Raw genomic sequence first — 11951 nt, forward strand, 5'->3', positions numbered from 1 at the left:
GATGAGCATAATGGATTTAGCATTTATTGTGACGATATTTTTAATTGGTTTTATTGGCTCTTACTTATCAGGATTACTAGGTATCGGTGGTTCTATCATTAAATATCCGATGCTATTATATATTCCACCATTACTAGGTGTCGCGACTTTTACTGCGCATGAAGTGTCAGGTATTAGTGCTGTCCAGGTTTTCTTCGCTACGATTGGCGGGGTTTGGGCATATCGTAAAGGTGGATATTTGAATAAAACATTAATCATTTATATGGGGGCTAGTATTTTAATAGGTAGTTTTATAGGCGGTTATGGATCGAAGCTCATGTCAGAAGGTGGCATTAATCTCGTATACGGTATACTTGCTTTAATTGCTGCAGTTATGATGTTTATACCTAAAAAAGGAATAGATGATATCCCATTTGATCAGGTCACTTTTAATAAATGGTTAGCAGCAGCTCTTGCGCTTGTCGTCGGTGTGGCAGCAGGGATTGTTGGGGCTGCAGGTGCCTTTTTATTAGTCCCAATCATGTTAACCGTATTAAGAATCCCAACAAAAATGACGATTGCTTCTTCTCTTGCTATTACCTTAATATCATCCATTGGTGCAACTGTTGGGAAAGTCACTACTGGGCAAGTTGACTATTATCCTGCAATCATCATGGTTATTGCTAGTTTAATTGCTTCACCTTTAGGTGCAATGGCTGGTAAAAAGATGAATACAAAAGTGTTGCAAATGATTCTCGCATTATTAATACTAGCTACAGCGGTGAAAATATGGGTAGATATTTTTTGAAAAGGTAGTGATGAGCCGATGAATCACTGCTTTCATATTGATACGAGATTGAGTAGGGAATCGCCGCATTCGAAGGAAAAGTAGAAGCTGAGCGCGTCGCAATTTGAGTAGATAACGAACTAACATTTCATCAATTATTAAACATGTCATTTCATACCAGGGAAGCCTCCCGTATATCATCATGCCGAAAGTTTCTAAAGGTAAAGGAAATGGTTGATGAACCGTTTGAAAGGATACTTTTTCCGAGCTAGAACCTTCAACGGGAGCTAAAAGATTTTGGATTTATATAAAGGGAAGGTTGTTGCGTTTGTAAATGTTGGGATGAAGTGAAAATAGTCGCTATCCTAAACCATCATCCCAAGTTCAATATAAATGAAGAGGCATTACCCACTCTGCCTCAGCTTATGATTGTCTTTGCTTTAAATGGTAGACTATTTAATAAGCACCGAAAATAGAAACAGCATGTGCTCCTTCTGTATTTGCTCGAAGGAGTACATGTTTCCATTCCAGCTCGTCTGATGGAATCCCGTGATAATAAATATCGTGCAAAATACTCGATAAGAAGGCATCTCCTGCTCCAGTTGTATCAACAACATCTACGGTAGGTGCTTCAACGGTTATACTCTTCTCTTTATGAAGTAATGTTGCACCTAAACGGCCCCTTGTAATCATTATCCACTGATTCGACCATGAAGAAAGCTGTTGTAATGCTGTTCTATAGTCTTTGGCTTTACAAAGAAATAGCAGCTCTTCCTCTGTCATTTTAATTAGATCTGCCTCTTTTAAAAAGGCATTGATTGTCTTTCTACAATCTGATTCATTCTTCCATCTCTTTAAACGGATATTTGCATCCATGACGATGAAATGCTGATATTTCTTTGCTAGTTTAAGTGCTTTAAAGCTTGTCTTCTTTGCAATGTCATGAAAAAGCGTTCCGGAACCGAAATAGGAGATATGCGTTTTTTGATAGATGCTTTCATTCAACTCGTTTGCTTCTAACCATATATGAGGGGTGTCATTTTCGTAAGATTGAAATTCACGCTCTCCATCCTCTTGCACAATTGATACGATACATAACTTTTTATTAACTGATGTAATGGTACCAGACAGGTCGATGCCTTCATCTTCTAATTGCTGTTTGGCATATTGACTATGCTCATCAGTACCTATTTTTGTCATATAAAAGGTAGGAACACTTTTCCTAGCTAGACGGATGGCTACATTGGCGGTTGCTCCTCCTACTTTCATGAATGATTGGCTATTAGGTGAAATAATGCGGTCCATGATTACTTCACCGAAAGAAATCACACCTTTACTTTTCACAATCAGGTCTCCCATCGTTTTTGATAAGGCTGATTATACTATAACTTTGTATTTATCTCTGCCTTCCAAGTCACAAAATGTCCTCCTCTTTTTCCACAAACCATTCGTTTTTATTTTCAAAAAGTTATCTTTATAAGAACTTAGAAAAATCACTTTATTTATATTAATTAACTACTAACTGGTACAACAAATATTATCAGGGTGAAATCGCAATTTTTCATTGACAGCTTAGGTGGAAAGTCGTATATTGATTAAATAAAATTAATAAATATTCATATCTATGCAATTGGATAGAAAGGGTTCTTTCTAATGAAAATAACAGTAGGTACACCAGAGTATATAAGAGAGCCAAACGCACTTATGAAAATTGGCAGTAATGTAAAGAAATATGGAGAAAAAGTCGTCCTTATTGGTGGGATAAAGAGTCGTGAAATAGTAGAAAGTCATGTAAGAGACAGTTTCAATAATGAGGGAATGACACTAGCTGCTTCCATTTGGTACGGTGGAGAATCTTCTAGAGAAAATGTTGAGAGATTAATAGAAGAACTCAGTACAATCGACTATGATGTCATCCTTGTATGTGGAGGAGGGAAAGCGATTGATACTGTTAAGGCAGTAGCCGCACACGTAAATAAACCTCTTGTTGCACTCCCGACGATTGCAGCGACATGCGCAGCAACGACTCCTATTTGGATTACATATAGTGAACAAGGTGAATTTCTTGCCATCAGTCGTGATGCGAAGGTGCCAGAAATGGTTGTTGTTGACTCAACAGTTATTTTGCACTCGCCTGTTCGATATTTAATTGCTGGAATTGGTGATACGTTAGCTAAGTGGTTTGAAACGAAGACATCAGTTAAAAAAGCAACACCAAATGCAAGGAACCAAACAGCGATTGCTATTGCTAATCAGTTATACAAAACGATGTTAGCAATCGGTGAGCAATCAGTTGCATCTATGAAAAATAAGGAATTGTCAACTGAGCTTGAAGATATGATTGATGCGATTCTGTTAATCAGTGGAAGTGTGAGTGGGTATGGCGGAGATGATTGTCGAACTGCGGGTGCGCATGCCATTTACTCTGGATTGACAATCTTCCCAGAAATACATGAAACGTATCATGGTGAAATTGTTGCTTTTGGTATTTTAGCGATGCTAGCAATGGAAAATGAAGAAGAAAGCGAAATCAAAGAGTTAATAGCTTACTATCAAAAAGTGAATCTACCATATACACTACAGCAAATGAATGTGCCTGAATTGTCTGAATCACAGTGGCAGGAACTTGGAGACGTTTCAGTGACTATTGAAGATATGGAGAATATGCCATTTGCTGTTACACCAGATATGGTTATCACAGCTGTCAAGCAAGCAGATGAATATGGAAAAGACATGTTAAGAAAATAAATAGAATGGTTAATGGAGGAAAATGAGTCATGAAAAAATGGTTTTTAGCAATCACAATGATGGTCCTTGCTGTGACATTAGCCGCTTGCGGCGGATCAGGTGAATCTGAAGAGGGTTCTGGCGAAAACAAAGAACCATTAAAAGTTACTTTACCCACATGGACAGGTTATGGACCGCTATTTTTAGCAAAGGAAAAAGGTTACTTTGAAGAAAATGGAATTGATGTTGAACTTTCAATTGTTGAAGGTCTTGGAGAAAGAAAACAAGCCCTAGCAAGCGGACAAATAGATGGAATGGCTACTGCACTTGATGTGCAAGTATCATTAGCTGCATCAGATATTCCTTTAAATGTGGTATGGTTATTGGATGATTCTTACGGTGGAGACGGTATTTTAGTCAAAGATGATATGAAAGAAATCAGTGACTTAAAAGGCAAGCAAGTTGCTTTTGAAGTCGGGTCTACAAGTCATATGTTAGCTTTAACCGCACTAAAAGATGGGGGCTTAACTGAAGAAGATGTTGAAGTTGTATCAATGTCTGCTGGGGATGCAGGAGCGGCTTTTGCGGCTGGTAAAGTAGACGCAGCAGTTACTTGGGAGCCTTGGTTATCTAACGGTTCTGAAGCTAACGGTAAAGTATTACTAACTACGAAAGATCTTCCTGGTATTATTGTTGATACAGTTAGTTTCACGGAAAAAGTCATTGAAGAGCGTCCTGAAGATGTACAAGCATTTGTAACAGCCATGGGTCAAGCAATGGACTACTGGAAAGAAAACGAAGATGAAGCGAATGAAATAATGGCAAAAGGCTTAAAAATTGATGTAGAAGAATTTGTTGCAACGGCAGAAGGATTAAAGTTCTTGGATAATGAGGCGAATAAGGAATTATTTGGTACAGAAGACGCTAAAGGCGGCATTTACCAATCGACTGAAAACGCGGCAAAGTTCTATAAAGAACAAGAGATTATTACAGCTGAGCCAGCAGCAGAAGATATTATTAACCCTACTTTTATCAAGTAATGATATGAATTATTCGGAGCCTAACCGCAAGCAGTCAGCGGTTAGGCTCAGGTTATTTTTATCTCTGGTAATTGGTTGAAGAAGGAAAAATTAGAAAATGGGTGAGAAAAAATGTTAGGAAAATTATTAACCCCGAATAAAGAAATTCCAAAGTCCCTTTATTCATCAGTCGGCATTATCACTTTTCTTATTGTATTAGGAATATGGGCAGGAATTACTTATACTGGGCTCGTTAACCCGTTGTTTTTACCAACACCTACAGCGGTATTAACCACAGGCATAGATTTATTTAGCAATGGAAATCTTCTTTCAGATATAGGCATTAGTTTTTCAAGAGTATTAGTCGGTTTTTTAGTGGCGGCCTTAATTGGTGTACCTCTTGGGATATTAATGGGTTCTCTAAGAATTATGCAAGGCGCATTTGAGCCACTCATAGGTTTTATTCGTTATATGCCAGCTTCAGCGTTTATTCCATTATTAATTTTATGGATTGGTCTTGGAGAGACGCAAAAAATGAGTGTTATCTTTCTCGGAACATTCTTTCAATTAACGTTAATGATCATGGATGTAACAAAGAATGTGCATAATGATTTGATTGATGTTTCTTATACATTAGGTGCCTCTAAGTTACAAGTATTTACGAGAGTGATACTCCCGGCAACCATGCCTGGGATTGTGGATACATTAAGAATTACATTTGGATGGGCGTGGACTTATTTAGTTGTGGCAGAGATTGTTGGTGCTTCCAGTGGAATCGGCTATATGATTATGCAGGCATCAAGATTCCTACAACCTGATAAAATTATTGTTGGTATTTTGATCATTGGTTTATTAGGATTATTGACTGACCTCATCTTTAAATGGATTTACCGTAAATCTTTTTCATGGATGAGAAAGGAAGGATTGTAATATGACTACACCGAAGCTTGAAATTAAAGATGTGGATAAAATATTTAGAACAAAAAGCGGCGACACAACCGCACTACAAAAAACATCCTTTACCATTGATGATGGTGAATTTGTTACGATTCTTGGTCCCTCCGGTTGTGGTAAATCAACCGTATTAAGAATTGTTGCTGGTTTAGAGGAAGCGACAACCGGTGAGGTATTATTAGATGGCCAACCTATCGATGGGCCTGGCCCAGATAGAGGCATGGTATTCCAATCGTATACTCTATATCCTTGGTTGACGGTAAAAGAAAATATCTCTTTTGGCTTAAAATTAAAGGGAGCAAAACAAAAGGAAAGAGATGATCTCGCTCGTCATTATCTTCAATTAATTGGATTAGAGGGATTTGAGAATCACTATCCTGTTCAACTTTCTGGAGGGATGAAACAGCGTGTGGCCATCGCTCGTGCGTTAGCAAATGACCCGAAGGTATTATTAATGGACGAACCATTTGGTGCACTTGATGCGCAAACAAGAAATATTATGCAAGAGGTTTTATTAAAGGCATGGGAAAAGTCGAAGAAAACGATTCTCTTTATTACGCATGATGTCGATGAATCAATTTTTCTAGCCGATTCGGTTTATGTAATGACAGCTAGACCAGGAAGGCTGAAGAAAAAGGTACCGATTGATATTGCTAGACCAAGAGACTTTAGTGTGAAAGCGACAAATCAATTCGCACAATACAAAGAAGAACTGTTATCATTAATACGAGAAGAAAGCTTAAAATCTATTTAATTTTATAAATGAAAACAGAAAGGTGCTTGGTACAATTGAAGAGAGAAGCCTATTTCCCTGAGGTCGTTAAGCAGGCCCTCAGCAATATACCTCCAGGGTCATGGATGTCAGCAGTACCGGAAGGATGTATTCGCCTGAACTCGGGTTATCCGGCTGCTAACCTTGTTCCGTCAACTGAATTAAAGGAAGCTACAGAACGATTATTGACAGAAGAACAAGATTTGCCGCTTCACTATATTGGTAGTCCAAGAATTGATCAATTAAGAACACAATTGATCGAGCGTATGAACGAACGAAAGATGGAAGTGCAAGAGGATGAAGTACTTGTGACTTCAGGTGCTTGTCAGGCCATCGATCTTATTGCTCGTATTTTATTAGATGAAAATGCCTTCATTATCGTCGAGTCACCGACTTATATGGAGGCACTGGAAATCTTCCAAAATTACACGAAAAACATCATCACAATCCCTATTGATGCAGATGGTTTGGACACGAAACAATTGGAAGAGATATTAATCGAAAGGACGAAGAAGGAAGAACCTCTTCCAAAGCTTCTCTATACAATTCCAACCTTCCAAAATCCAACAGGCACGACGTTATCTTTCGCTAGGCGGGAGAAATTAATCAAACTAGCAATAGAGTATGATTTTCTCATTCTTGAAGATGATGCCTACGGTGAGCTTGCGTTTGGAGAAAGTCCAACAACATTAAAATCATTAGATGAAGAGGATCGTGTATTTTATGTCGGCTCGCTATCAAAAGTAGTCGCTCCAGGCATGCGTGTTGGCTGGATCGCTGCACATAGTGAGTGGATAGAAGCGCTTTTCTGGTTCAAGAAAGATTTAGAGCATCCCTTTGCCCAGTCGGTGATGTCTGCTTATCTAGAAAAAGTGAATTTAGCCCATCGTTCTGTTTTACTAACAGAAAAATATGAAGAAAAGGCAGTCATTTTATATGAAGCATTGATTCATTTCATGCCTGAGGGTGTGAAATGGTACCGCCCAGAAGGTGGTTACTTTATGTGGATTGAAGTGCCTGGGGTCGATACAACGGCTATGCTTGCGAAAGCGAAACAAGCAGGCGTAGCATACGTACCGGGCCAATACTTCTTCTTACACCAAGACGAGGGCAAAAGCTTCTTACGTTTATCATTTAGCTATGCGAGTAAAGAGGAAATTAAAAAGGGAATCGAAATTCTAAGTCATGTAGTGGCAGAAGAAATCAATAAATAAGGTAGGAGCGTGCACAATCCTGAGGTGCACGCTCTTATTAGGTTTGAAGGTGTGAAGATGATTTATAAAGTGAGCCACTCTTTCAACTGTAAAGGAGAATCAGAGCGAATCGCTACTTTTTTATAGGCTTTCTTAAATCCCATAAAATAAGTTACATGAACAGGTTCCTTTAGTTCTAGAATGATATCTGGGTACACTTTTTCTAAATCTCTAGTCATAAATTCAACGGTATCCTTTGATAATTTCCCTTGAAGTACTGACTTTTCCTCCATCAGTGTTTTAATATCTTCAATTGGAATAACCACTCGTTTCACTAATCCGAGTGATAGGTATAGAGTGCCGTTTTGATAATAAATAGGGTTTAATTTCATTGCTTGTATGTCACCAATGAAAAAAATAACAGCATACACATTGCTGATAAATAGGATTATTGATAAAACGATAGAATACTGATGGATTAACCAATGAATAGCGATAGTTTCAATAAGGATGGCATGGATAAGCATAATCTGAAAAGCAATATAACTGGAGTTTTTATAAAGTGTTATGCCCTCTCGCGGTGTTTTTTTCCAACTAGCAAAAGCATAATAGAACATTAAACATTCTGAACAAACAATACGAATAATCTGATACTTCTTCGTGTAGTGATCAACAGCATATGAATATGAGAACACAGTTGGTAATGAGCTTTGTTTTACTTCCTTAATAATTTGTGGCATATACTTTATAAAGGTTACAATAAGTAAAAGTTCTAAAGAAATAAATATAACCTCGATTAAAATAACGCCCCATACAAAAGAGGAATACGGCGCGAGCAATTCCGCTGGTATAATCAATCTTGCCAAAAGGCAGCCACTCGCACAAAGTAACAATGCAGATTTTAAAGAAAACTTCCCTTTATATAACATGAAAAATAATGGCAACATGATCATGAAGTCAATCAATGAACCCAAAACAACGTCTTGCGCATTTGCCGGTAGAATCAATGCACCAACTGAGGTCTGATACAGAAGGGTATTGAAAAAGAGAACCGCCAGTAATAAAAAAAGCCACAGATACTTCCCTTTGTTTATGGTTTTCATGTCTTATCACTCCCATTTAGTTAAATTATACCATATGAACAGAAGGGGCTTCCAAATAAAAAATGAATGAGCAGGATAATTGAAGTACGGATGTGAAAGGAAAGTACAAAAGAAAACAGAGCCGTAAAATAAAGGGACTAATGCATTTTTGTCATTCAAAGTGTTTGATCAGGAGTCTTTGAGTTTCGCGTTTTCGGACGGGGAAGGATTTCTATAAAAGACGTTCATATTGATTTTACTTTTTAAACATTTATTTACAATACCATTATGAGCAACAAGTAACCATCGAATAAATTCCCCCTGTAGGATAATAAATAATTATTTTAGCAATCCCCATCAAAAAAACCTCAATCAGCTATCGTAAAATAAAGGGGAGGTGAGTGAGTGTGCAGTATAGTGAAACGACGCAAAAAACAATTTGTTTTATAGAGACGCATCTACTAGATAAGATCCAACTTGATGATTTAACAAGGAATGTAGGATATTCCAAGTTTCATCTCATAAGGGTATTCAAACAAGAAACGGGTCGGACAATTGGTGAATATATTCGTTTTCGTAGGCTTGCTTTAGCAGTATCGTTATTAATAGACAGTGATGAATCTATTCTTTCGATTGCTTTTTTGCTTCATTTTCAATCTCAAGAGGCTTTTACGAGGGCCTTTAAAGAGATTTATTCTCTACCACCGGGCAAGTACCGTAAGTTATTTAGTCTTATCCATTTAAAGGAGGAGAACAATAAGATGACGAGAGAAACAATTATTCATGGCTGGATATTAAGTGGAAGCGCCCCAGAATATTATCAAATGACATTGGACCAACAAACTTTCCATACGGGGCATCAATCTGCTTTACTTAAAAATATTAGTGATGTAAATAGCCAGCAATTCGCTACTATTATGCAACAGTTCCAAGCTGAGAAATATAGAGGGAAAAGACTGAAACTAACATGTTATATAAAGACGGAAGATGTAGAAAAATGTGGGGCTTGGATGAGAGTAGATGACAATAATGGTGATGTGCTACAGTTCGATAATATGGATAATCGCCCCATTACGGGTACAAATGCGTGGAATCATTATACCATTGTATTAGATGTGCCTGAAGAGAGTATGTCCATTCATTTCGGGGTATTACTCATTGGAAAAGGGAAGGTCTGGATGGATGGGTTTCAATTAGTAGAGGTCAGTGAACATGTGCCAACAACGAACCTTTCTTTTCAAGAGAGTCTACCAAAAGAACCGCAAAATCTTGATTTTAGTGAATAGATGCTAAAGGAAAGGCTACATGCTTTTCCTATTTTTCTGTGAACTTCATCTCCTGTTTATGCCATAATAAAAGCTGAGTAGTATTGGGTGAGAGGTGAAAGGATGAATAAACAACAATGTCCAGTTTGTGGTGAGCAAAACAACTGTGGGCTTGAAGAGAGCAAGCTCAAGGATTGTTGGTGCTTCCATATTGGTGGTATCCCACAAACACTCTTAGAATTAATTCCTCAGGAGAATAGGGGAAAAAGTTGTGTTTGTGAGAGATGTATAAGAAAATATAAAAAGTGAGATGTATATATTTTACATTCAGGAGGAGTTTGCTCGCTTGATAGCGAATAGAAAATGGAGAAATATTAGGAGGTATTGTGTGTGCAAAAAGTCCGAACTGAAATGTTTGAGTGGATCAAAGCATTGATAATTGCACTAATTATTTCTTTTCTTATCCGTATTTTCATCTTTTCTCCTGTCGTTGTAGATGGGGCTTCAATGGAACCGACATTACATGACCAAAGCCGAGTTGTTATGAGTAAATTAGGTGAACCTGACCGCTTTGATATTGTAGTCTTTGATAGTGATGGAGAGCGTAATTTTATTAAAAGAGTAATTGGCCTGCCAGGAGATGAAATTACCTATGAAAATGATCATTTATACATAAATGGTAAGGAATACGATGAATCTTATTTAAATGAGTTAAAAGAAGCACTAGAAAGAGGCATGCTTACAGATGATTTTGAGCTCAAAGATACGAAAGTAAGTCAAACCGTTGTTCCTGAAGGGCATTATTTTGTATTAGGAGATAACCGAAAACGAAGTCTTGATAGTAGGGTCATAGGTGTCATCTCTGAAGAAAGAATCCTTGGGAAAGCCAAAGCGGTTATTTGGCCGATGGATCATATGGAAGTCGTTAAATAAGGGAGAAGGAAAAACCTAGTTTGTTGATTCGCTAGGTTTTTTTCGTGAATAGAACTTTATTGATAACGTCATGTTAGGTTCTAACATTCACTCGAAAAAATGTTAAACTATAACATATCAAAATAATTAGGAGTCGAAAAAACAGTGAAAAGGATAGTATCGGCGATGGAAGTGGCGAGGTTGGCAAATGTTTCGCAGTCAACTGTATCAAGAGTATTTACTCCAGGTGCAAGCGTGTCCGAGAAGACGAGACAGCGAGTGCTTGAGGTGGCTGAGCAGTTAAACTATCAGCCGAATGCTCTTGCACGAAGTCTTATAACGAAACGAACAAATATGATTGGATTAGCAATGAAGGATATTCAAAACCCATTTTACCATGAAGTATTAGGGATTTTTACGAACAAGCTAAAAGCGAAGGGATATTCAGTTTTATTTGTCTATACAGAAAATGAAGAGATACAGCAAGAGGAAATCAATCATTTTCTTGAATATAATGTCGAGGGGATTATAATTACAGATGCAATGCTCTCATCTAACATTGTGACTAAACTAAAAAATAATCATATTCCAGTGACATTGTTTAATCGCTATGATAAGAATCTTGAGTGTAATTCTGTCAGTTGTGATAATATCAATGCAGCAAATGAAATAGCAAAATATGTCGATCGCCTGTACTGTGAAAAAATCGTCTTTATTACAGGTAAAATAAATACATCAACTAGTCAGGAAAGACAAGAAGGATTTGTTAATTACTTCAAAAACAAAGGAATCCCCGTCAAGATTCTTGAAGGTGACTATACATACGAGAAAGCCTTTTTCTTAACAAAAGAATTGATTGAAAAAGAGTATGTACCAGATGTGATATTTGGGGCTAATGATATTACGGCATTAGGTGCTCTTGATGCATTGAAAAGCAAGGAAATAAAGGTGCCAGAACAGACAATGGTGATTGGTTTTGATGATATCAAAATGTCCTCTTGGCCTAATTATAATCTTTCTACATGGGTTCAACCTATTGAAGAGATGGTGGATGAAACCATTCGCCTCCTTGAACGAAATCAGCGGGAAACCGGGCATAAGACAGTGAAGGTTCAAGGTAAGTTTATCCATCGTCAAACGACAAAATAAAAGAAGGAAAGTCCTTGCAGCCCAAGGATTTTTCTTTATGTAAAAATTTCTGAATATAGGAAAATAACAAAATATATATTTGACAAATGAAAACGCTTCATTTATCATCTAT

Annotated in this window: 12 protein-coding genes; 10 read left to right on the forward strand and 2 right to left on the reverse strand. The window is 37.4% G+C overall.

Going from position 1 to position 11951, the window contains the following annotated elements; all coding sequences use genetic code 11:
* The first annotated feature begins 10 nt into the window (after positions 1 to 10).
* Positions 11 to 787 (forward strand): sulfite exporter TauE/SafE family protein, encoded by a 777-nt coding sequence (locus tag LCM23_RS01135; RefSeq protein ID WP_224934796.1) that lies wholly within the window; start codon positions 11 to 13, stop codon positions 785 to 787.
* A gap of 435 nt (positions 788 to 1222) precedes the next feature.
* Here the strand turns inward: LCM23_RS01135 and LCM23_RS01140 are convergent, their stop codons facing one another.
* A complete protein-coding gene (locus tag LCM23_RS01140; RefSeq protein WP_224934798.1) occupies positions 1223 to 2110 on the reverse strand; it encodes a carbohydrate kinase family protein in 888 nt (295 codons plus the stop codon).
* A 309-nt stretch (positions 2111 to 2419) separates the two neighbouring features.
* On the opposite strand from LCM23_RS01140, the gene LCM23_RS01145 reads away from it, so the two are divergent.
* The 5 genes from LCM23_RS01145 to LCM23_RS01165 all read left to right on the forward strand — a co-directional run bounded on the left by LCM23_RS01145 (position 2420) and on the right by LCM23_RS01165 (position 7452).
* Positions 2420 to 3514: an iron-containing alcohol dehydrogenase family protein gene (locus LCM23_RS01145; protein ID WP_224934800.1), complete on the forward strand. Its 1095-nt coding sequence runs from the start codon at positions 2420 to 2422 to the stop codon at positions 3512 to 3514.
* A gap of 29 nt (positions 3515 to 3543) precedes the next feature.
* Entirely contained in the window at positions 3544 to 4533 is a 990-nt protein-coding gene (locus tag LCM23_RS01150) for an ABC transporter substrate-binding protein (RefSeq protein ID WP_224934802.1), read from the forward strand.
* A gap of 111 nt (positions 4534 to 4644) precedes the next feature.
* On the forward strand, positions 4645 to 5442 hold the full coding sequence (locus LCM23_RS01155) for an ABC transporter permease (RefSeq protein ID WP_224934804.1): 798 nt from the start codon (positions 4645 to 4647) through the stop codon (positions 5440 to 5442).
* 1 nt (position 5443) lies between these two features.
* On the forward strand, positions 5444 to 6220 hold the full coding sequence (locus tag LCM23_RS01160; protein ID WP_095370352.1) for an ABC transporter ATP-binding protein: 777 nt from the start codon (positions 5444 to 5446) through the stop codon (positions 6218 to 6220).
* A 35-nt stretch (positions 6221 to 6255) separates the two neighbouring features.
* Entirely contained in the window at positions 6256 to 7452 is a 1197-nt protein-coding gene (locus LCM23_RS01165; protein WP_224934806.1) for an aminotransferase-like domain-containing protein, read from the forward strand.
* A 62-nt stretch (positions 7453 to 7514) separates the two neighbouring features.
* Here LCM23_RS01165 and LCM23_RS01170 read toward each other — a convergent pair whose 3' ends face one another.
* A complete protein-coding gene (locus tag LCM23_RS01170; protein ID WP_224934808.1) occupies positions 7515 to 8534 on the reverse strand; it encodes a beta-carotene 15,15'-monooxygenase in 1020 nt (339 codons plus the stop codon).
* A gap of 386 nt (positions 8535 to 8920) precedes the next feature.
* Here LCM23_RS01170 and LCM23_RS01175 point away from each other — a divergent pair, with 386 nt between their 5' ends.
* From LCM23_RS01175 to LCM23_RS01190, 4 genes are all read left to right on the forward strand, one after another.
* Positions 8921 to 9799 carry a helix-turn-helix domain-containing protein gene (locus tag LCM23_RS01175; RefSeq protein WP_224934810.1) on the forward strand — a complete coding sequence of 293 codons (879 nt, stop codon included), beginning with the start codon at positions 8921 to 8923 and terminating at the stop codon, positions 9797 to 9799.
* Between the two features lie 102 nt (positions 9800 to 9901).
* A complete protein-coding gene (locus tag LCM23_RS01180; RefSeq protein ID WP_224934812.1) occupies positions 9902 to 10087 on the forward strand; it encodes a cysteine-rich CWC family protein in 186 nt (61 codons plus the stop codon).
* Positions 10088 to 10168: 81 nt separating this feature from the next.
* On the forward strand, positions 10169 to 10711 hold the full coding sequence (gene lepB / locus LCM23_RS01185; RefSeq protein ID WP_318247521.1) for a signal peptidase I: 543 nt from the start codon (positions 10169 to 10171) through the stop codon (positions 10709 to 10711).
* Between the two features lie 144 nt (positions 10712 to 10855).
* Positions 10856 to 11839 (forward strand): LacI family DNA-binding transcriptional regulator, encoded by a 984-nt coding sequence (locus LCM23_RS01190; protein ID WP_224934814.1) that lies wholly within the window; start codon positions 10856 to 10858, stop codon positions 11837 to 11839.
* Positions 11840 to 11951 lie beyond the last annotated feature (112 nt).

Origin of the sequence: Cytobacillus kochii, from assembly GCF_020171845.1 — a bacterium.
Taxonomy (GTDB): domain Bacteria; phylum Bacillota; class Bacilli; order Bacillales; family Cytobacillaceae; genus Cytobacillus; species Cytobacillus kochii.

Excerpts from the sequence above, each read along its gene's own strand:
- LCM23_RS01135 (WP_224934796.1), top strand. The coding sequence starts at position 11 with ATGGATTTAGCATTTATTGTGACGATATTTTTAATTGGTTTTATTGGC.
- LCM23_RS01145 (WP_224934800.1), top strand. The coding sequence starts at position 2,420 with ATGAAAATAACAGTAGGTACACCAGAGTATATAAGAGAGCCAAACGCA.
- LCM23_RS01150 (WP_224934802.1), top strand. The coding sequence starts at position 3,544 with ATGAAAAAATGGTTTTTAGCAATCACAATGATGGTCCTTGCTGTGACA.
- LCM23_RS01155 (WP_224934804.1), top strand. The coding sequence starts at position 4,645 with ATGTTAGGAAAATTATTAACCCCGAATAAAGAAATTCCAAAGTCCCTT.
- LCM23_RS01160 (WP_095370352.1), top strand. The coding sequence starts at position 5,444 with ATGACTACACCGAAGCTTGAAATTAAAGATGTGGATAAAATATTTAGA.
- LCM23_RS01170 (WP_224934808.1), bottom strand. The coding sequence starts at position 8,534 with ATGAAAACCATAAACAAAGGGAAGTATCTGTGGCTTTTTTTATTACTG.
- LCM23_RS01180 (WP_224934812.1), top strand. The coding sequence starts at position 9,902 with ATGAATAAACAACAATGTCCAGTTTGTGGTGAGCAAAACAACTGTGGG.